This window comes from Streptomyces venetus (assembly GCF_039540295.1).
GTDB lineage: Bacteria > Actinomycetota > Actinomycetes > Streptomycetales > Streptomycetaceae > Streptomyces > Streptomyces venetus.
On sequence record NZ_BAABET010000010.1, the window covers coordinates 260,217 to 280,834 of the forward strand.

Here is a 20,618-nt window from a genome sequence, read left to right on the forward strand (position 1 = left end):
GGCCGCTGAATCCGCGGCTCTTCCGTCCGGCCGTGTCGGGGTTTGTCCCGAAGTGCCGGCGGCAACTCGGGTCGTGAGATCCGGCCCGGGCAGCCGGGCGGAACAGAGGTGTCCGATGACGACTGTCGGAGTGGAAGAGGAGTACCTGCTGCTCGACCCGGTCACGGGTCTGCCGGTGCCGCAGGCCGACAAGGTCCGTACCGCGGCGGGCCTGGGGCGTCTCGTGGCCGATCAGGAGGTGCAGTACGAGTTGCTCCAGGCGCAGGTCGAGGTGGCCACGCCGGTGTGCGGGACCCTGGAGGAGGTCGGCGGGCATCTGCTGCGGCTGCGGCACGCGATCGGCATGGCCGCCGAGGAGCACGGCTGCCGGATCGCGGCCTGCGGGACCCCACCGCTGCGGCACGGCCACCCCATGGCCGTCACCGACCAGGCCCGGTACCGGGCCATGGTGACGCAGGCGCCGCAGCTGGTGGCGGAGCAGCTGGTCAACGGCACGCACGTGCATGTCGCCGTGCCGGACCGCGAGGCCGGGGTGCAGGTGCTGAACCGTATCCGGGCCTGGCTGCCGACCCTGACGGCCATGTCGGCGAACTCCCCGCTGTGGGACGGCGGCGACACCGGGTTCGCGAGCTGGCGCACGGTGGTCTTCGGCCGCTGGCCGGTCAGCGGCATGCCACCGTACTTCCACGACGCCGCCGACTACGACCTGCGGGTACAGCGGCTGCTCGACGCCGGTCTGATCTCGGACACCGGTCAGCTGTACTGGCAGGCCCGCCTCTCGCCCCGCTACCCCACCGTCGAGGTGCGGTGCCTCGACGTCCAGCTCAGCGCCGACGAGGCGGTCATGCTCGCCGCGGTCACCCGGGCTCTCGTGGAGACCGCCCTGGCGGAGACCGCCGCCGGGGCGCGGGCACCCGACCTCAGCCCGGAGATGCTGCAAGCCGCCATGTGGCACGCCGCCCGGTACGGCCTCGGCGACACCCTGGTCGGCCCGGGTGGTGCGACGCACCGGGCCGGTGACGTGCTCTACGAGTTCCTCCGGCACGTCTCGCCCGCGCTCGAGGCCTCCGGCGACAGCCGCCAGGTGACGTCCCTGGTCCACCGGCTCCTGCAGAACGGGACCGGGGCGGACCGGCAACGCGCCGCCCTCGCGCACGGCGGCCTCCGGGCGGTGACCGACCTGGTCAGCGGCCAAAGCACTGGGACGTGACGCACCGGACGGCCGGCAGGTGGCCGGATCGCCGAGGAATACCGCCGGGCAGGGTGGGAACGCGGGGCGCTGTCCGAACCCGAACAAGGCCGGTGGCGCGATGACCGAGTACGAACGTTCACGCACGATGCCCGCACAGCCCGAGCACGTCTTCGACCAGGCGGCGAACGTCGGGCAGCTGGACACCTGGCTGCCGGAGGCCCTGCACGTGGAGGCCCGTGAGCTGCCCGCCGTGACGGTGCACGAGGACCGCACCGACGAGGACACCTCCGCCCTGCTGCGCGCGCAACGCGACCAGATGCGGCTCGAATGGGGCACCCGTGACCAGGGCACGTACACGGGGTGGCTACAGGTCGCCGGTATCGGTGCCGGAGCCAGTGAGGTGACCGTGCACCTGTCGTTCTTCGACGACGGTCACGACCCGGGCGAGACGACGGTGCGCGACGCACTGGACACCAGCCTGCGGCGCCTGGAGGAGCAGGTGCGGCTGCGTGTCGAGCACACGGCCGGCTGACCCGGCCGCGCACGGCATGGCACGGGTCAGGCAGTACGTCGTCGCCGCGTCCGGGCAGTGGACCGACGAGGAGGAGGGCCGGCGTCGGCTGCCCTCCGGTGAGGTGCACGCCTGGGAGCCGGGGTTGAACCAGACCGTCTGCGGGCTGTCGCTCAGCCGCTCCGGCCTGGTCCGTTTCCCGCACGTCGGATGGCCGGACACCTTCCCGGAGTCCGGCGGGGCGGCGGACCGGGTACGGCGGCAGTGCCCGCGCTGCGCCTCGGTGGCCGGACGCCGGGGGCCCGACGCACGTCCACGGTGGCGTCGCGTGAACCCGCGCCCCTGAACGGCCCACCGGAACGACCGGACGCGTCGGCACACGGAGCGGCCCCCAGGGTGGGACAAGGAGCGTCCTGAACACGTACGACGTACGACGCCGGCGAGCAGGACCCGCCCCGATGCGGATGGTGGGCGGGCCCTGCTCGTGCGGACCATTGTCGGGACCGCGTCACGGCGTGGCCACGAGTGAGATCCACCGATGTGCGCGCGGCGCGCACACCCCGTGCGCGGCGCGCGCTTCCCGCACACCCCGCGCGGTCTGCCGGCGCCGCCCGGCACAGCAGGGCGCCACGCCGGGTACGACCCCGGGTCAACCCCGTCGGCCTGCGGCGACGATACTGGCAGGCGGACCTGCCCCCGCTCCCAGATGGACCCATGCCGACCTCCCCCACCGTTCGCCCCATGACTCCCGCCACGGTGTGGCTGGCTCGCGGCCGCCATACCCGAGGCGCCACGGCAGACGTGCTCCGGCGCTCGCTAGAGCAGCGCAAGCGCAGTCGGGCCATCGACGACTTCCTGGAGTTGCCCGAGGACGAGACCGCGCCGGCGGAGCGGGTGTTCGAGGCACGCTGGCGGGTGGACGAGACGGTGACCGTGCGGTCCCGGCTGACGCTGCGGCCCGCCTCGGACGAGGGACAGGAGTGGGTCCTGGTCGCCGAGGCCGAGCAGCCGTGGCGCGACGAGTGGCCCTCCCCCGCCGCCCTGTTCTGGCCGGAGGAGCCGGACGCCGGCTGGGACCGGGACGCCACCGCTGAGCTGTCGCTGCGGGAGATCAACCCGATCCCCCAGGACGACAAGGAGACCCGGCGTCTGCTCAGGAACGCGGTGCGCGGCGGGTGGCACATCCATGTCGTCGTCCACGAGGCCATGACCACGGACGAGCGCGGCCGGAGGCCGGTGGCGCGGTGGCTGCCGCCGGGCCTGCGGCACCGGGTGGTGGAGCACCGTGCCGCCCCGCAGCAGCTGCGGGGACTCAACTGGGCCCTGCGGGACTCCGGCATCCAGGTGCCCCGCGGCGGTGCCGTGGTGCTGCCCGGCAGCCCCGCCCCGGAGGGCTACGAGGCGGCGGACTTCTCCGTCCGCGCGGTCTTCCTCGACGGTTCGGAGCCGGCCGACCTCATCGACGCGGTGACACGGTTCGCCGCGCTGCCGAGGCCCCTGCCCGACGGCGCCGAGGACGCCCTCACCGCACTGCGGGAGGACTGGCACCTGCTGACCCTGCAGGAGGATCTGGACCGGCAGCGCGGTCTGGTCGCCATGTACGCCGAGGCGCTCGAGGCCATGACGAGGTCCCGTGACCTGTACCGCGAGGCGGCCGAGCGCGCCCACGAGGCCCTGACCGCCTACCAGGAGACCGCCGGGGCGGCTCCCGCGGCGCAGCAGCCCGCCGACGCTCCCGTCGCGTCGCCGCTGCAGCAGCTCACACGGACGTTCGAGCGTCTCAAGGGCAGGTCCCCGCGACCTGCGGGCCCCTCCGGCGAGCGGGAATAGCCGCCGGGACCAGGGACGGGCGCCGCCCTGCCGGGGCGGACGTGTCAGTCGCGGCCTTCTGGATACGCGGTCCGTACGGCAGTACGGTCCGCCCGGGAAGGTCCGCGACGACATGGCCAACGAAGAGCACCACTCGGAGACGACGCTCCGCGTCAACGGCAAGCCCCACACGCTCACCGTCGACCACCGGAGAGTCCTGCTGGACCTCCTGCGGGAGGATCTGGACCTGACGGGCGCCAAGAAGGGCTGCGATCACGGTCAGTGCGGTGCCTGCACGGTCCTGGTGGACGGCCGGCGCGTCAACAGTTGTCTGCTGTTCGCGGTCGCCCTGGACGGCTGTGAGGTCACCACCATCGAGGGTCTCTCCGGCGACGGAGAGCAACCGCATCCGCTGCAACAGGCCTTTGTGGAGCGCGACGCGTTCCAGTGCGGCTACTGCACGCCGGGCCAGATCTGTTCCGCGGCCGGCATGCTCGCCGAGGCGGCGGCCGGTCACCCCTCGCACGTCACCGACCCGGCGGCGCCCTCGGGTGAGCCGGTGCCGCTGGACCGGGAGGAGATCCGGGAGCGGCTCAGCGGCAACCTGTGCCGGTGCGGTGCGTATCCGCGGATCGCCGAGGCGGTCGAGGACGTGATCCGGTGAAGGGGTTCGCCTACGTCCGCGCCGGGAGCGTCCAGGAGGCGACCTCCGCGTACGCCTCTCACACCGGCGCGCGTTATCTCGGTGGCGGCACCAACCTCGTCGATCTGATGAAGCTCGGCGTGGAGCGGCCCGCCGCCCTCATCGACGTCATCCGTCTGCCGCTGGACGCGGTGGAGGAACTGCCGGACGGGGCGCTGCGGATCGGGGCGATGGTCCGCAACAGCGACCTCGCGGCCCACCCTGTGGTGCGCGACCGGTACCCGGCGCTGTCCCAGGCGCTGCTGGCGGGCGCGTCCGGGCAGTTGCGCAACGCCGCGACGACCGGCGGCAACCTGCTCCAGCGCACCCGGTGCCCGTACTTCCAGGACCTCTCGAAGCCGTGCAACAAGCGCGAGCCGGGCAGCGGCTGCGGTGCGCGGGACGGCGTCCACCGTGATCACGCGGTACTCGGGCACTCCGCGCACTGCATCGCCACCCACCCCTCCGACATGGCGGTGGCGCTGGCCGCTCTGGACGGGAGTGTCGAGCTGTACGGTCCCGAGGGCGCCCGGAGTGTCGCGGCGGCGGAGTTCCACCGGCTGCCCGGGGACCGCCCCGAGCAGGACACCGAGATCCGCCCCGGGGAGCTGATCACGGGCGTGGTGCTGCCGGCCGCCACGGCCGGTCTTCCGTCGGCGTATCGCAAGGCCCGCGACCGCGCCTCCTACGCCTTCGCGCTCGCGTCCGTGGCGGTGGTGCTGCGGGTCTCGAACGGTGTGGTCGACCATGTGGGGCTGGCGTTCGGAGCCCTGGCGCACCGGCCCTGGCGGGCCCGGCGCGCGGAGGAGGCGCTGGTGGGCGCGGCCCCCACGGTCGCCGCGTTCGAGCACGCCGCCGACGTCGAACTGTCCGCCGCACAGCCGCTGCGGGACAACGCCTACAAGGTGCCCCTGGCCCGCAATCTGGCCGTGGACGTGCTGTCCCGGCTGGCGGACGGGGCGCCTGCGAGGAGGACTCCATGACCGGCAGCGTGGGCGCTCCCGCCGAGCGCCGGGAGGGGCGGGAGAAGGTCAGCGGCGCCGCCCGCTATGCCGCCGAGTACCACTTCCCCGGCCGTGCCCAGGCCTGGCCCGTGCCGGCGGCCGTCGCCCGGGGCCGCGTGACCGGCGTCGACACGGCGGAGGCCCTGGCCGTGCCCGGTGTCCTCGCCGTCCTGACCCACGAGAACGCCCCTCGCCTCGCGGAGGCGGACGATCCCACGCTCGCCGTGCTGCAGAGTCCCCGGGTCCCCCACCGCGGCTGGTTCGTGGCCCTGGTGGTGGCCGAGACGCTGGAGGCGGCCCGGGCCGGCGCGGCCGCCGTCCGCGTCACGTACGCCGCCGAAGAGCACGACGTGGCCCTGTCCGCCTCGCACCCGGGTGTGTACGTCCCCGAGGAGGTCAACGGCGGGTACCCCGCCGTCCGTGGGCAGGGCGACCCCGAGGAGGCGTTCGGTTCCTCGGCCGCCCGGGTCGACGTGGCCTACCGGGTGCCGCCGCTGCACAACCACCCCATGGAGCCGCACACCAGCACCGCCCGCTGGGACGACGGCGGGCTCACCGTGCACACCTCCAGCCAGGGCACCGGTGTCGTACGGGCCGTGCTCGCCGAGTTGTTCGAGACGCCCAAGGAGCGGATCGTCGTCACCTCCGAGCACGTCGGCGGCGGATTCGGCTCCAAGGGCACGCCACGGCCCGACGTCGTGCTCGCCGCGATGGCGGCACGGCAGACCGGGCGGGCGGTCACGGTGGCCCTGCCCCGCCGCTTCCTGCCCACCGTGGTCGGGCACCGTGCCCCGACACTGCACCGGGTGCGGCTGGGAGCCGGCGCGGACGGGCGGCTGTCGTCGCTCATCCACGAGGTCACCACGCACACCTCCCGCATCAAGGAGTTCGTGGAGCAGGCGGCGGTGCCCGCGCGGGTGATGTACGCCGCGCCCCACAGCAGTACGGTGCACCGGGTCACGGCGCTCGACGTGCCCTCCCCGTCGTGGATGCGGGCGCCGGGCGAGGCCCCGGGCATGTACGCGCTGGAGTCCGCGATGGACGAACTCGCCGCCGAACTCGGCATGGACCCGATCGAGCTGCGCGTGCGCAACGAGCCGGACACCGAGCCCGACAGCGGCAAGCCGTTCAGCAGCAGGCATCTGGTCGAGTGCCTGCGCGAGGGTGCCCGGCGCTTCGGGTGGGAGGGGCGCGATCCCCGACCGGGCTCCCGCCGGGAAGGGCCCCTGCTGCTGGGGACGGGCGTGGCGGCGGCGATGTATCCCGTCATGGCGTGGCCCTCCGCGGCCACGGCCCGCGCGCTGCCCGACGGGACGTTCCTGGTGCGGGTGAACGCCACGGACATCGGTACGGGCGCCCGGACCGTGCTCGCGCAGGTCGGCGCCGACGCGCTCGGAGTGCCGCTGGAACGGGTGCGGATCGAGATCGGCAGCACCGAACTGCCGTCGGCGTCGCTGGCCGGCGGCTCGTCCGGCACCGCCTCCTGGGGCTGGCCGGTCCACGAGGCCTGTGACCGGCTGGCACGGCGGCTGGCCGAACACACGGGGCCGCTGCCGGAGCAGGGACTGGAGGAGCGCGCCGACACGAGGGGCAAGGCCGACGCCGAGAGCGCCTGGTCGCGGCACGCCTTCGGGGCACATTTCGCCGAGGTCGCGGTGGACACGGTCACCGGCGAGGTCCGGGTCGCCCGGCTGCTCGGGGTGTACGCCGCCGGGCACATCCTCAACGCCCGTACGGCGCGTTCCCAGTTCGTCGGCGGCATGACGATGGGCCTGGGAATGGCGCTGACCGAGGGCAGCACGATGGACGTCGCGTTCGGTGACTTCCCCGAGTCGGATCTGGCGTCGTACCACGTGCCCGTGCACGCCGACGTCGCCGAGATCGAGGCGCACTGGATCGACGAGGACGATCCGCACCTCAACCCCATGGGCAGCAAGGGGATCGGGGAGATCGGCATCGTCGGAACGGCCGCGGCGGTCGGCAACGCCGTCCACCACGCCACCGGTGTCCGCTTCCGTGAACTCCCGCTCACGCCGGACCGGGTGCTGGCCGGGCTGCTCGACCACCGGGCCACGAACGACGCCCGGACCGGACCCGCCGCGAGCGGATCCGGTCCGGTACCGCGCCGGTAGCGGTCACTCCGCCGTTCGGCGTACCCCGGGCGCCGGGGCGGGCGCCCACTGTCTGTCCATGAGGGGCAGGAGCATCCGGAAGGCCAGGGTGGCCACGGCGAGCAGCGCGGCGCACACGGCGGCCCCGGAGGCGAACCACGGCGGGGCGAGTGCCAGTTCCACGGCCCGGGGCAGGGACGCGGACGGGAAGGAACTCTGGTACGCCTGCGCTCCGGCCAGCACCGTGGGCACCACCACCGCTCCGGCCAGCACCACCAGGACGGGGCGCAGGACCAGCAGCAGCGCCAGCACCGTGCACAGCACCGACAGGGCGAGGGCGTACGCGTGCAGGCCCAGGGACGCTCCGCCGCGTTGCAGCGGGAAGTGGGCCACCGCGCACACGGCCAGGGCGAGGGCGGCGAGCCATCCGGTCCACGACACGGATCGGGCGAGCCGATCCGTGGCAGGGTCGTGGCCCGCGGGTGCGGAGCCGAACGTCCGGCGGTGCCGGCGCGCCGGGTCCGGCCGCGCCGCGCGGCGTCCGGCCGGCCGGCGGGGCGGCTCGGGACCCATCTCGCCCGGGCCGGGGCGCGAAGGCCCTGTGGGCCGGGGGCCGTTGCGGTCCAGCCGCTCCAGGCCGAGGCGGTCGATCAGCTCGACCAGTTCCTCGACGGACCGGCCGGTCGCGGCCGCCCGCAGGGCCTCCTCGCGGACGTGGGGTTCCTGCGGCTGCTTGTGCAGCAGGGTGACCAGCCTGGTCACTTCCTCCACGGGGCGGTGGGCGGCCGCGGCCCGGATCGCCTCGTCCGCGCATTCGGGGTCGCGCGGGGGCCTCGTCAGCAGGGCGATCATCCGGCAGACGTCCTCGACGGCCCGGCCCACTCCGGCGGTGCGGAGCGCGTCGACCCTGGCCTCCGTGTGGGCGGGGGACGCCTCCAGTGAGGTGATGAGGGCGACGACCTCCTCCAGGGGCCGGTCCGCCACCGCGGCGTGCACGAGGTCGCTGACGGCGTCGCCGTACGGTGGGGCGGCGTCGGGGCCGGTGCCGGGGCGGAGCTCGACCAGGTTCTCGTCGAGCGAGCGGACGACGAACGGTCCGGAACCCGGCTGGTCCGTTCCGCGCGCGGCGGGCCGGCTCGTCCGCTCCGGGGCGCGAGCGGCAGGCCGCGCGGCCACTGCGTCCACCCGCCGCGCGTCGGGAGCCCCGACCTGTTCGGCTGCCTCATCCGCCTGGTCGTCGAGGGCGGCTGACGGGGCGTGCGCCTGGTCCTCCTGAGGAGAGCCGAGGGCGACGGGCTCGGTGTCCGCCCGTTCGACACGGCGTGAGCCGGCCACCGCGGGCTCGGGTGCCGTCGGGTTCGTCTCGTACGGGCCCGCGGCGGGCTGCGTGCTCGTCTGCTCCACCTGGTGGCCACGGGTGACGACGGTTGTCCCGGCGGACGGCTCGACGGCCCCGTTCGGCTCAGGCGGTACGCCGGGTTCGTGCGAGCGGGGTGATGAAGAGCAGGTGGTCATACTCGCCTCCAGGGGAAGAGTGCGGCCGCTCCTGCGCCCCCCGTCGTGTGACGAGCGACGTTACGCTGACCATTACTAGGCGCCCCCGTCACACCGTGCCACTCGGGTACGCCACCGGGATGACCGCCCGCACGGGAAAATCCGCCGACGCGCCGACATGTCCGGCTCCGGCGGCAATACAGCCGCCGGAAACGGGAATCCACGTAAAGACACCCCGTGTCGCGGCACGCCTGGGAGGGGACCCCGTGGATACGACCACACAGGTGATCATCGTGGCCGCGGTGCTCGCGGCGATCGTGCTCGTCTTCGCCATCGGCATCTTGGTGCGGCTGGTCCGGGCCCGGCGCGAACTACGGCGCGTGGGATTGCCCACAGGCCCGCGCTGGGTCTTCTGGGGCGCGGTCCTCTATTTCGTGCTGCCCGTCGACCTGCTGCCCGACCCCGTGTACCTGGACGACATCGGCGTCCTGCTGCTCGCTCTGCGCACCGTCCGCGGCTCCCTCGGCGAGCGGGAGCGCAGTACGGCACGTCGGCCGGACCACCAAACGGCGCGATGACTACGGAAAGTAAGGAAACCAACCACCCGTTCGATTCGTATAAGTCTCTGGAAGCCGAAACGAGCCGGCGGACCGGGTGGCCGTGCCCCTGAACCACCGCTCGATCGGCGCAGCACCGACGAGGGAGAGACGATGCAACCGTTCGCGCTCAACTACGCGCGCCCGGCAGTGGAGTTGGAAGCTGTCATTCCGTACGTGTACGACGCCGGACTGCAGCTGAACGTGCTTCTGGACGGCCGGGTCGCCGCCTGCGACTTCGCCGTGCTGAGAGAGGTGGGGACCACGACGTCCACCGCCGGTTCCAAGACGCACTTCGACGACTGAACACGGGCCGCCGAAGATGACCGTACTGATCCTCACCTGTGAGGAGGACGTGACCGCGGACATGGTGGTCGTGCACCTCAACGCCTCCGGGGTTCCGGTGGTCCGGGTCGATCCCGCCGACCTGACCGGGGGTGTGGCGCTGTCCGGGGAGTACGTCCACGGCCGTTTCCGTGGCCATCTGTCCGCCGGGGGGCGGCTGGTGAGCATAGGCGGGCTGCGATCGGTCTGGGTGCGCCGGCCCGGCGCGCCCGCCGGACGGGCCGCCCAGCCGTCGGCGTGGCTGACCGAGGAGGCCGCCCAGGCGCTCTACGGCATGCTGCGGGGCTCGGACGCGCGATGGATGAACCATCCGGACGCGGCGCGCCGGGCCCGGCACAAGCCGTGGCAGTTGCGCCTCGCCCAGCGGTGCGGCCTGCCCGTGCCGGCGACGCTGATCACGACTTTTCCGCGCGCCGCCCGTGAGTTCGCCGAGCGTTACCCGGAGCTGGTGGTCAAGCCTGTGTCGGGCGCGCATCCGCAGGACCCGCCGCGGGCCGTGCCGACCAGCCGGGTCGCGCCGGACACGGATTTCTCGGCCGTGGCGTTCGGGCCGACGCTGTTACAGCGGCGGATCGGCAAGCGGGCCGACATCCGTCTCACCGTGGTGGGCGAGCGGATGCTGGCCGCCCGCAAGGCGACCGCCGCGGACGCCGACCCCGACGAGGTCGACGTGCGTTTCGCCGCTCCCGGTTCGCCGTGGGAGCCCACCGACGTGCCGTCGAGCATCGCGCCGGGCGTCCGGTCGTATCTGCGGGAGGCGGAACTGGCGTACGGCGCCTTCGATTTCGCCGAGGACGCCGACGGGACCTGGTGGTTCCTGGAGTGCAACCAGTCCGGACAGTTCGGGTTCGTGGAGGTGGAGACGGGGCAGCCGATCGCCCGCTCCATCTCCGAGTGGCTGGCCCGTCCCGTTCCGGATGAGCGGTCGCAGGTCAACGGCTGGAACGCGAGTATCCGTTGAGTGGGACGGGGCTCACGGCTGCCGCGGGGCGGGCAGCATGGCGGTGCGTTGCCAGCCCGTGCCCGGGGAGTGCGGCCGGTCGTAGCCGGGGGACTGCGCGGGCCGCATGACCAGCTCCAGTTCCCTGCTGACGCGTTCGGCCTCGCGGCGAACCTGTGTGGGCACATCGCCGCACTCCGCGATGAGTCGGTCGTAGATGGGGGAATCCTGGAACACCCGTCAACGTGCCTTTCTGATCGTCGCCCCCGTGCGAGGCGAGAGTGCGAGTGTAGGCGGCCCGGTGTCCCGGAGTGTGAATTCCCTGGGCGGACTTGACGCAGACCGGACACCTGTGACAGGCGCCTGGCGGGTGGGGCTCAGGCTCCTGTCGTGGAGCCCGGCCGGACGATCATCAGGACGGTGACCGTCGCCCACAGGAGGTTGAAGACGCCTGTGAACATGGCGAGTCGCACGGTGTCACGGTGGTCGACGCCCCGCTCGCCCTCGAGTCGGCCGAGAAGCTCCTCCTGCCGGGGCAGGACGAAGGCCACCAGGACACCGGCCGCCGCCGCGGTCAGTGCGATGGAGGTCACGAGCCATCCGCTGCCCAGGACGCCCATCGCGGCACCGGTGGCGAACCCGAGGAGGGGAACGGCCAGCCCGACAGCGCCGTAGACGCGGCAGATGCGGTGCAGCAGGGCCACGGTGCCGACGGCGGACGGATCGGGGGCGTCGCCGCCCGCGGGAGCGGCACGGCGCGCCGCCGGCGGGAACATGCTGCCGGCGACGGTCACGGGACCGATGGCGACGATGGCGGCCAGGACGTGGAGAGACAGCAGGAACTTGGTCACCGGGGCTCTTTCCGTGATGCGATCGACGGTGCCCGGCTCACGTTAGGGAGCCGGGACATGGATCCCCCAGGGGCTGAAACGACAGTCTCCGACGGATTCCCGCCAACTGGCCTGACCTGTGCCTTCGTCTCGACGGGCCGCCCCTCCCCCGTCCGATGCGGCTGGCGGGAATGCACCTAGGGTGGCGGTCATGCACACCGTGGCGATCCTGGTTCTCGATCGAGTCGTGCCGTTCGACATGGCGGCGCCCCAGCAGACGTTCGCGTGGACACAGCTGCCTGACGGGCGGCCCGCCTACCGGGTCCGGTTGTGCGCGGAGACACCGGAGGTGCGTGCGGACGGCGGTTTCACGCTGCGCGTCGACCGGGGTCTGGAGGCACTGGCGGAAGCCGACACCGTCATCGTGCCGGGCTGCTCCCCCGAGGCCGCGCCGCCTTCCGCCCGGGTGCTGGCGGCCCTGCGGCAGGCGGCCGAGGCCGGCACCCGGATCGCGTCCGTCTGCGTGGGCGCCTTCGTGCTGGCGGAAGCCGGACTGCTGGACGGGCTGCGCGCCACCACGCACTGGGTGGCCGCCGGTGAACTGGCCCGTCGTTACCCGCGGGTCGAGGTGGAGCCGGACGTGCTGTACGTCGACAACGGGCAGATCCTCACCTCGGCCGGTGCGGCTGCCGCGCTGGACCTGTGCCTGCACATGGTCCGGCGGGATCTGGGGTCGGCGGTCGCGGCGAACATCGCCCGGATGTCGGTCATGCCGCTGGAACGGGAGGGCGGGCAGGCCCAGTTCATCGTGCACGAACACCCGCCCGTGCCCCGGGGGTCGGCGCTGGAGCCGTTGCTGGAGTGGATCGAGGACAATCTCGCGCACGAGGTGACGCTGGGAGCGCTGGCTGCGCGGGCGGGGATGAGCGAGCGGACCTTCAGCCGCCGTTTCCGCGAGCAGACCGGCACCACGCCGTTGCAGTGGCTGCTGCGGGCGCGGGTGCGGCGGGCCCAGTACCTGCTGGAGAACACCGACCACTCCGTCGAACGGATCGCGCGTCAGGCGGGGTTCGGCTCGCCGACGGCGTTCCGGGAGCGGTTCCGCAAGGTGGCGGGGACCACGCCGTACGCGTACCGCACGGCGTTCCACGGGCGGACGAACGCCCCGGCGGCCCGTTCGTAGGCCGCCGGGGCGCGACACCCGGCCGTGCCGGGTTTCTCACGGTCTCAGCCGACCAGCGTCAAGCCGTTCTCCCCGTCCGCGGCCTCGGACCGCCCCTGGGTGAGCAACAGGGCGTCGGCCTTGGCGATGGCGTCGTGAATGCCGGAGGTTCCCATCATCACGCACAGCGTGTAACTGAGGTCCTCCAGCTCGCGTGCCGCCGTCGGCACGTCCCGCTCCGCCTGAGCGATCCTCAGCGACGCGTACCGCGTCAGCAACTCCCTGACGACCTTCCGGTCCGGTACGAGCACGTAGCGCCCCTCTCTCTGTTTTCGCTGCGTATGCCCGAACCACGCGGAAACATTCACATGTTTTTCTCACCTGGGGCGGAAATGACGAGAACTGATCGGCTCCTGCGGCACCTCGGGCAACTGAATCGGTCCCCCTCCCCCGGCCGGCCGCTTGTCACAGGGGGATGAAAGCCGGCGTCGAAGGACTCAACTCCCCCACACAGAACGGCGATCGACTCGGCACTCCGCTGTCCCACTGCCATATTCGAGGACCACTTCGGAGGTGGTCGTGAGCACAGAGGTGACGGCATCCGGTCCGGGAGAAGCGACGACGTACGTGCCCGGGAGCACCGCGGAGCGTGTCGCCGGCCTGGAGGACCGCCGGGGCGCGGCGGTGGCTCCGGGCGGGCCGCGCAGGCGCGGGGAGCTCTCGGCCCGGGAGCGGATCGAACGGCTCGTGGACAAGGACTCCTTCACCGAGACCGGCTTGTTCGTACGGGCCCGGCCGGCCGGGGTGGACGCGCGGCGCCCCTACGGCGACGGTGTGGTCACCGGGTACGGCACGGTCGACGGCCGCCCGGTGTGCGTGTTCGCCCAGGACTCCACGGTGTTCGGCGGCAGCATGGGCGAGGCGTTCGGCGAGAAGACCGCCGCCCTGATGGACCTGGCGCTGAAGACCGGGTGCCCGGTGATCGGCCTCAACGACGGGGGTGGGGCCCGGATCCAGGAGGGGGTCGCCGCTCTCGCCCTCTACGCCGAGCTGGTGCGGCGCAACGTCAAGGCGTCCGGGGTGATCCCGCAGATATCGGTCGTCCTCGGGCCGTGCGCGGGCGGTGCCGCGTACTCGCCGGCGATCACCGACTTCACGGTGATGGTGGACGGCGCCTCGCACATGTTCGTCACCGGCCCCGACGTCATCGAGACGGTCACCGGCGAGCGCACCACCGCCGAGGAGCTGGGCGGCGCCCGCACGAGCAACACGGTCAACGGCAACGCCCACTTCCTGGCCGCCGACGAGGCGGACGCCCTCGACACCGTGCGCGACCTGCTGTCGTACCTCCCGGCCAACAACCTGGAACGGCCGCCGGAGTACGCCCCCGGGCACGCGCCGCCCGGCGCCGGACTCGACGAGGTCGTCCCGGACCGGCTGGGCGAGGCCTACGACATGCGGGACGTGCTGCACGCGGTCGTCGACGACGGTGAACTGCTCCAGGTGCAGGAGCTGTTCGCGCCGAACATCATCTGCGCCCTGGCCCGTGTCGAGGGCCGCTCGGTGGGTGTCGTCGCCAACCAGCCGCTGCACGCGGCCGGGGTTCTCGACATCGACGCGTCCGAGAAGGCGGCGCGGTTCGTACGGTTCTGCGACGCCTTCGGCATCCCGCTGCTGACCTTCGCCGACGTGCCCGGGTATCTGTCCGGGGTACGGCAGGAGCAGGCCGGGATCATCCGGCGCGGAGCGAAACTGCTGTACGCCTACGCCGAGGCGACCGTGCCCAAGGTCACGGTGGTGGTGCGCAAGGCCTACGGCGGCGGGTACGCGGTGATGGGCTCCAAGCACCTGGGCGCCGACGTGAACCTCGCCTGGCCCACCGCCCGGATCGCCGTGATGGGCGCCGAGGGGGCCGTGGGCGTACTGCACCGGCGCGAACTCGCCGCCGCCACCGACCCCGAGGCGCTGCGCGCCCGCCTGCTCGCCGCGTACGAGCGCACCCACGGCACCCCGTATCTCGCCGCCGAGCGCGGCTATGTCGACGCCGTCATCGCGCCGCGCGAGACCCGGGAGCAGGTCTGCCGCGCGCTGCGCGCCCTGCGCGGCAAACGCGCTCCGATGCCGGAGCGCCGGCACGGCAACATCCCGCTCTGACCGCCCTCCCTCTTTTCGCGACCCCCCAAGCAGATCCGCGCCGTGAGGAGCCCCGCCTGATGGACAGCCGCCGCCCCCCGCTCGCGCCCGTGTGCCCCACGCTGCCGGAGTACGTGCGGCACTGGGCCGAAACCACCCCCGAACGCCGGGCGTTCAGCTTCGTCGAGCATCCGGCACCGCACTCGCGCGGCGTCCACCGCACCCTGACCTGGCGCCGCCTGGACGTACGCGTGCAGGCGCTCGCCGCGCGCCTCGCCGGGCAGGCAGGGCCCGGGGACCGGGTCGCGCTGCTGTGCCCGCAAGGCACGGAGTACGTGACCGCGTTCCTCGCCGCCCTGACCGCCGGGCTGGTGGCCGTGCCGCTCTATCCGCCGGGCCTGCCGGGGCACGCGGACCGGCTCGCGGGTGTGCTCGCCGACGCGTGTCCCGCCGTCGTCGTGACCACGCGCCGGGCCCGGGACGAGGTACGCGAGTTCGTCGGCGGCGACGGGCCGCGGATCGTCGTCGCGGACGAGGTGACCGACGACGAGGGCCGGAACTGGCGGCCGGTCGCACCGGACCCCGGGGCCACCGCCTATCTCCAGTACACCTCCGGTTCGACGCGAGCCCCGGCGGGCGTGGAGATCAGTCACGGCAACGTCGTCGCCAACGCCCGCCAGGCGCTCGCCGCCTACGGTGCCGACACCCGCCCGGTGACCTGCGTGGGCTGGCTGCCGCTCTACCACGACATGGGTCTGGTGCTCAGCGTGGCGGCCCCGGTGGTGCGCGGGGCGCTGTCGGCGCTGATGGACCCGGCGGCGTTCCTGCACGAGCCGGTGCGCTGGCTGCGGCTGCTCGCCGCGCATCCGAACGCCATCAGCGCGGCACCCAACTTCGCCTACGACTACTGCGTCGCGACCGTCACCGCCGAGCAGAAGGAGGGCCTGCGGCTGGACGGGGTCACCGCGCTGATCAACGGCAGCGAGCCGGTCCGGCCGGGCACGGCCGCCCGGTTCCACGCCACGTTCGCCGCCCAGGGCCTGGCTCCCGAGACGCACTGTCCGTCGTACGGGCTGGCCGAGGCCACCGTGTTCGTCTGCGCGGCCCGGCCGGACGAGCCGCTGCGCCGGTTCGCGCTGGACCGTGACGCCCTGGCGGCCGGGAAGGCCCTGCCCGCGCGGCCGGACGATCCGCGGGCCGTGCTGCTCGCGGGCTGCGGCAGCCCGGCGGACCAGCGGGTCCGGGTCGCCGACCCCGTGACCCGGGCGCTCCTGTCGGAGGGCGAGGTCGGCGAGATCTGGGTGCAGGGCCCGAACGTGGGCCGCGGCTACTGGAACCGGGACTCGGAGGACGTCTTCGGGGCCGAGTTCGCGGGCGCCGCCGCGGAACCCGGCCGCTGGCTGCGCACGGGTGACCTGGGGACGGTGCTGGAGGGGCAGCTGGTCGTCACGGGACGCCTGAAGGACCTGATCATCGTCGACGGCCGCAACCACTACCCGCAGGACGTCGAGGCGACGGCCCAGGAGGCGCACGCGGCGGTGCGCCGGGACCGGCTCGCGGCGTTCGCCGTGCCGGGCGCCGCCGGTGGTGAACGGGTGGTCGTCGTGGCGGAGCACGCGCGGACCGCGCGCCTCGCCGAGCTGGACGTGCCGGGCGTGCTGCGGGCCGTGCGCGGCGCCGTCTCCACGCGGCACGGGCTGCGGCTCGCCGACGTCGTGCTGGTGCCGCCGGGCACGGTGCCGCGCACCTCCAGCGGGAAGGTGTCGCGGGCGCTGACCCGGGCCCGGTACCTGGAGGGCGCCTACGGCGGACAGGACCGGGTGGCGGCGGGTGCCGCGGGATGAGGCCCGTCGAGGAGGACGCGCTGCGCCGGCTGATCGCGGAACGGGTGGCCGTCTGGTACGGCACCTCCCCCGAGGACGTCCCCATGGACCGGCCGCTCGCGGATCTCGGCATGTCCTCGCGGGACGCGGTCGCCCTGGCCGGTGAGCTGTCCCGGGCCACGGGCCGCGAACTGCCGGCCACGCTGCTGTGGGAGACGCCCACCGGGGAGGCCCTGGTGGCGCGGCTGTGCGGCACCGAGGTAGAGGCGTCCCCGGTGTCACCTCGCGAGGTGCCGGGCGGTACCGCCGAGCCGGTCGCCGTCGTCGGGGTCGGCTGCCGGCTGCCCGGCGCGGTGCACGGCCCGGACGACTACTGGCGGCTGCTGAGCGAGGGCGTCGACGCGATCCGGCGGGTGCCGGAGGACCGCTGGCGCGACTTCACCGCCTTCCCACCCGCCGACGCGCACCCCTACGGCGGGTATCTCGACGACATCGCCGGGTTCGACGCGGAGTTCTTCCGCGTCACCCCGCGCGAGGCCGCGGTGATGGACCCCCAGCAGCGGATCCTGCTGGAGGTCGTCCACGAGGCGCTCGACCACGCCGCCGTACCGGCCGGGTCGCTCGCCGGCACCGCCACCGGCGTGTTCGTCGGTGTGTCCGCACCGGAGTACGGGCAGCTCACGGGCGCCGATCCGGCCGCCGTCGATCCCTGGGCCCCGGCCGGGGGCGCGTTGAGCGTCACCGCCGGACGGCTCGCCTACGTCCTGGACACCCGGGGGCCGAGTCTGGCCGTCGACACGGCCTGTTCGTCCTCGCTGGTCGCGGTGCACCACGCCTGTGTCAGCCTGCGTACGGGTGAGAGCGACACGGCGATCGCCGCCGGGGTGAACCTGCTGCTGTCGCCGGCCGTGACGGTCGCCTTCCACAGAGCGGGCGCCCTCGCGCCGGACGGACGGTGCAAGCCGTTCTCGGCGGCAGCCGACGGTATCGGGCGCGGCGAGGGCTGCGCGGCCGTGGTCCTGAAGCGGCTGTCCGACGCTGAGCGGGACGGGGACCGGGTGCTGGCCGTCATCCGCGCCACGGCCGTCAACTCCGACGGCCGCTCGAACGGGCTGATGGCGCCCAACCCGGCGGCTCAGCGTGCGTTGCTGGAGAGCGCGTACACGCGGGCGGGGCTCGCCGCGGCGCGGGTCGACTACGTGGAGGCGCACGGCACGGGTACGCCGCTGGGCGACCCGATCGAGGCGGGCGCGCTCGGCGCGGTGCTCGGCGCGGGCCGCGACCCGGACCAGCCGCTGCTGCTGGGGTCCGTGAAAGGCAACCTCGGCCATCTGGAGTCGGCCGCGGGCGTCGCCGGCCTGGTGAAGACCGTGCTCGCCCTGCACCACGACGGCATTCCGCCCTCGCTGCACTGCGCGCGGGGCACGTCCCTCACCGACGACCGGCTGCGCGTGGTGACCGAGCCGGAGCCATGGCCCCGCTACGGCGGCACGGCCGTCGCCGGGGTCTCCGGGTTCGGCTTCGGCGGCACCAACGCCCATGTGGTGCTGGAGGAAGGGGCGTCCGGCCCGGTCCGCGCCCGACCGGCCGAGGAACCCGCCGCCCGCCTGCACCTGCTCTCCGATCTCGACACCGAGCGTGTCCGCGACACGGCGGGCAGGCTCGCCGACTGGCTGCGCGGGAGCACCGCGCACCCCGCCGACGTGGCCCGGACCCTGGCCGGGCGGACCGGCCGAGGCCCCGTCCGCGCCGCCGTCGTGGCCCGGGACCGGGCCGAACTGGCCGATTCCCTGGGTGCGTTGGCGGAAGGCCGGGCCGACGCGCGGGTGGTGACCGATGACCGTGACCGTGTCGGGCGCGGCCCGGTGTGGGTGTTCTCCGGCTACGGCAGCCAGTGGCCCGGCATGGGCCGCCGCCTGCTGGCCGAGGAACCCGCGTTCGCCGCCGCCGTGGAGAAGCTCGACCCGCACCTCGCCCCGGAGTGCGGACTGTCCCTCCGCGACCACCTGTCCTCCGGGTCCGGCCTCGACCGCCTGGAGGTCGCCCAACCCGTGCTGTTCGGGATCCAGTTGGCGCTCGCCGAGCTCTGGCGTTCGTACGGGGTCGAACCCGCGGCGGTGATCGGCCACTCCATGGGCGAGGTGGCGGCGGCCGTGTGCGCGGGGGCGCTGGACGTGGCGGACGGGGCGCGTGTCATCGCGGTACGGGCCCGGCTGCTGAGCGGGCTGCGCGGCGGCGCGATGGCCGTGGTGGATCTGGACGACACCGAGCTGGGGTTCCTGGAGCGGGACTTCCCCGGGGTGCACGTCGCCGTGCACTCCTCGCCCCGGCAGAAGGTCGTCACGGGAGAGGAGGCGGCGGTGGCCGGGCTGGTGCGCCGGCTGGAGGGGCAGGGCCGGGCGGCCCGGGCGATGCGGGTCGTCGGCGCCGGGCACTCTCCGCAGGTGGACGCGCTGTTGCCGGAGCTGACCGACGCGCTCTCCGGCATCCGCGGCGGGCGGCCGGACGTCCCGGTGCACTCCACCGTCCTCGACGATCCGCGCGGCGACTGCGTCTTCGACGCGGCCCACTGGGCGGCCAATCTGAGACGGCCCGTACGGCTGGACCGGGCGCTCGCGTCCGCGGCGGCCGACGGCCACACGGCCTTCGTCGAGATCTCGCCCCACCCGGTGCTGGCAGGAGCGATCGCCGACACCGTGCCCGGCGCCCTCGTCCTGGCCACACTGCGCCGGGACGCCGACGGGGCGGAGGCGTTCGCCGGCCGGCTGGGCGACTTCTACGCGGCGGGCGGGCGGCTCCCCGTGCCGCCCGGCCGGGTCGTCGACCTGCCCCTGCCCCGGTGGCGCCACGTACGGCACTGGTGGACGGACGGCCGGGTGCGCGCCGAGCCGGTGCCCGTGGAGGAGCCTTCCGCCGACGTGCCGGAGCCCTCCTCGGTCCTGGGCCGGCTGACCGGCCACATCGCCGCCGTCACCGGCCATCGGCCCGCCCGCATCACCCCGCAGGCCCGTTTGGCCGACCTCGGGCTGGACTCGCTGATGGCCGTCCGCATCCGCACCGCCGTCGAGCACGAGTTCGGCATCGAACTGTCCCTGCGCGACCTGTTCGCCGCCGTCACCGTCGAGGACGCCGCCGCCCGTGTCCAGCGGGCGCTCCCCCGTGCGGACACTCCGCTGTCCGCACTGCGCGCCACCGGCTCGCGGCCCCCGCTGTTCCTGGTCCACGCGGCGGGCGGCCCGGTGTCCGTGTACCGCGCGCTCACCGAACGGCTGGGCGACGACCAGCCGGTGTACGGGCTGGAGCGGATCGAGGAGGCCCGGACCGTGCCGGAGAAGGCACGGCGCTACGCGGAGGCGATCAGCGCCGTTCGCCCCGACGGGCCCTGTGTGCTGGGCGGCTGGTCCTTCGGCGGCTTCGTCGCCCAGGAGACGGCGCGGCAATTGACCGCCGCCGGGCGGGAGGTGCGGCTGGTGGTGCTCATCGACTCCGTGCGGCCCCTCCCCCGGCCGGGGCTGACGCGGGCCGACCGGATCCGGGCGCACTTCGAGGGCTTCGCCCGCCACGTCGCCGAAGCCTACGGCGTCGAACTGGAGTTGCCCTTCGACCGGCTCGTGGCCATGGACGACGACCGGGCCCGCATCGACACCGTGCTGGGGGCGCTGCGCGAGGCCGCCGACGTGCCGCCCGCCGCGCTGGAGCACCAGCGGGCCTCCTATCTGGACCTGGGCATCGGGGAGTCGCACCGCCCGGGCGGCTACACCGGGCAGGTCGTCCTCTACCGGGCCACCGAGCCCGCTCCCCACACCGTGCGCGACCCGGCGTACGAGCGGGACGACGAGGCGCTCGGCTGGGACGAGGTGTGCCCGCGTCTGGAGGTCGTGCGGGTGCCCGGTCACCACCTCTCACTGCTCGACCCGCCGCACGTCGACGAGATCGCCGCCCACCTCAGCCGGGTGCTCGCCGAGCGGGCCCCCTGAGCCGGAACC

At 74.0% G+C, this 20,618-nt stretch carries 18 protein-coding genes; 14 read left to right on the forward strand and 4 right to left on the reverse strand.

Going from position 1 to position 20,618, the window contains the following annotated elements; translation table 11 throughout:
• Positions 1–115 precede the first annotated feature (115 nt).
• The 7 genes from ABEA82_RS30420 (at position 116) to ABEA82_RS30450 (ending at position 7,330) form a co-directional block, all read left to right on the forward strand.
• A complete protein-coding gene (locus ABEA82_RS30420; RefSeq protein ID WP_345664916.1) occupies positions 116–1,210 on the forward strand; it encodes a carboxylate-amine ligase in 1,095 nt (364 codons plus the stop codon).
• 100 nt (positions 1,211–1,310) lie between these two features.
• The gene (locus ABEA82_RS30425; RefSeq protein ID WP_345664918.1) at positions 1,311–1,724 is read left to right on the forward strand and encodes an SRPBCC family protein; all 414 of its coding nucleotides are present in this window, start codon (positions 1,311–1,313) and stop codon (positions 1,722–1,724) included.
• Between the two features lie 16 nt (positions 1,725–1,740).
• Positions 1,741–2,049 (forward strand): hypothetical protein, encoded by a 309-nt coding sequence (locus ABEA82_RS30430; protein WP_345664996.1) that lies wholly within the window; start codon positions 1,741–1,743, stop codon positions 2,047–2,049.
• 368 nt (positions 2,050–2,417) lie between these two features.
• Positions 2,418–3,533 (forward strand): hypothetical protein, encoded by a 1,116-nt coding sequence (locus tag ABEA82_RS30435; RefSeq protein WP_345664919.1) that lies wholly within the window; start codon positions 2,418–2,420, stop codon positions 3,531–3,533.
• Between the two features lie 112 nt (positions 3,534–3,645).
• Complete coding sequence (locus ABEA82_RS30440) at positions 3,646–4,176, forward strand: (2Fe-2S)-binding protein (RefSeq protein WP_345664920.1); 531 nt, start codon at positions 3,646–3,648, stop codon at positions 4,174–4,176.
• Complete coding sequence (locus ABEA82_RS30445; RefSeq protein ID WP_345664921.1) at positions 4,173–5,177, forward strand: FAD binding domain-containing protein; 1,005 nt, start codon at positions 4,173–4,175, stop codon at positions 5,175–5,177. Before ABEA82_RS30440 ends, ABEA82_RS30445 begins: the two co-directional genes overlap by 4 nt.
• The gene (locus ABEA82_RS30450; protein ID WP_345664922.1) at positions 5,174–7,330 is read left to right on the forward strand and encodes a xanthine dehydrogenase family protein molybdopterin-binding subunit; all 2,157 of its coding nucleotides are present in this window, start codon (positions 5,174–5,176) and stop codon (positions 7,328–7,330) included. Before ABEA82_RS30445 ends, ABEA82_RS30450 begins: the two co-directional genes overlap by 4 nt.
• A 3-nt stretch (positions 7,331–7,333) precedes the next feature.
• Here ABEA82_RS30450 and ABEA82_RS30455 read toward each other — a convergent pair whose 3' ends face one another.
• The gene (locus ABEA82_RS30455) at positions 7,334–8,824 is read right to left on the reverse strand and encodes a hypothetical protein (protein ID WP_345664923.1); all 1,491 of its coding nucleotides are present in this window, start codon (positions 8,822–8,824) and stop codon (positions 7,334–7,336) included.
• 245 nt (positions 8,825–9,069) lie between these two features.
• On the opposite strand from ABEA82_RS30455, the gene ABEA82_RS30460 reads away from it, so the two are divergent.
• The 3 genes from ABEA82_RS30460 (at position 9,070) to tgmB (ending at position 10,705) form a co-directional block, all read left to right on the forward strand.
• A complete protein-coding gene (locus ABEA82_RS30460) occupies positions 9,070–9,381 on the forward strand; it encodes a YkvA family protein (RefSeq protein WP_345664924.1) in 312 nt (103 codons plus the stop codon).
• A gap of 132 nt (positions 9,382–9,513) precedes the next feature.
• Entirely contained in the window at positions 9,514–9,705 is a 192-nt protein-coding gene (gene tgmA, locus ABEA82_RS30465) for a putative ATP-grasp-modified RiPP (RefSeq protein WP_003995022.1), read from the forward strand.
• 16 nt (positions 9,706–9,721) lie between these two features.
• Complete coding sequence (gene tgmB, locus ABEA82_RS30470) at positions 9,722–10,705, forward strand: ATP-grasp ribosomal peptide maturase (RefSeq protein WP_345664925.1); 984 nt, start codon at positions 9,722–9,724, stop codon at positions 10,703–10,705.
• A gap of 12 nt (positions 10,706–10,717) precedes the next feature.
• On the opposite strand, the gene ABEA82_RS30475 is transcribed toward tgmB, so the two are convergent.
• Positions 10,718–10,921 carry a hypothetical protein gene (locus ABEA82_RS30475; protein WP_345664926.1) on the reverse strand — a complete coding sequence of 68 codons (204 nt, stop codon included), beginning with the start codon at positions 10,919–10,921 and terminating at the stop codon, positions 10,718–10,720.
• A gap of 140 nt (positions 10,922–11,061) precedes the next feature.
• A complete protein-coding gene (locus ABEA82_RS30480; protein WP_345664927.1) occupies positions 11,062–11,535 on the reverse strand; it encodes a hypothetical protein in 474 nt (157 codons plus the stop codon).
• Positions 11,536–11,725: 190 nt separating this feature from the next.
• Between ABEA82_RS30480 and ABEA82_RS30485 the strand changes: the two genes are divergently transcribed.
• On the forward strand, positions 11,726–12,697 hold the full coding sequence (locus ABEA82_RS30485; protein ID WP_345664928.1) for a GlxA family transcriptional regulator: 972 nt from the start codon (positions 11,726–11,728) through the stop codon (positions 12,695–12,697).
• 44 nt (positions 12,698–12,741) lie between these two features.
• Here ABEA82_RS30485 and ABEA82_RS30490 read toward each other — a convergent pair whose 3' ends face one another.
• Complete coding sequence (locus ABEA82_RS30490; protein ID WP_345664929.1) at positions 12,742–12,987, reverse strand: DUF5133 domain-containing protein; 246 nt, start codon at positions 12,985–12,987, stop codon at positions 12,742–12,744.
• A gap of 268 nt (positions 12,988–13,255) precedes the next feature.
• Here ABEA82_RS30490 and ABEA82_RS30495 point away from each other — a divergent pair, with 268 nt between their 5' ends.
• From ABEA82_RS30495 to ABEA82_RS30505, 3 genes are read left to right on the forward strand one after another with little or no spacing between them, the layout of a single operon-like run.
• The gene (locus tag ABEA82_RS30495; RefSeq protein WP_345664930.1) at positions 13,256–14,830 is read left to right on the forward strand and encodes an acyl-CoA carboxylase subunit beta; all 1,575 of its coding nucleotides are present in this window, start codon (positions 13,256–13,258) and stop codon (positions 14,828–14,830) included.
• A gap of 59 nt (positions 14,831–14,889) precedes the next feature.
• Entirely contained in the window at positions 14,890–16,653 is a 1,764-nt protein-coding gene (locus ABEA82_RS30500; protein ID WP_345664931.1) for a fatty acyl-AMP ligase, read from the forward strand.
• The gene (locus tag ABEA82_RS30505) at positions 16,650–20,609 is read left to right on the forward strand and encodes a beta-ketoacyl synthase N-terminal-like domain-containing protein (RefSeq protein WP_345664932.1); all 3,960 of its coding nucleotides are present in this window, start codon (positions 16,650–16,652) and stop codon (positions 20,607–20,609) included. The genes ABEA82_RS30500 and ABEA82_RS30505 overlap by 4 nt, the downstream gene beginning before the upstream one ends.
• Positions 20,610–20,618 lie beyond the last annotated feature (9 nt).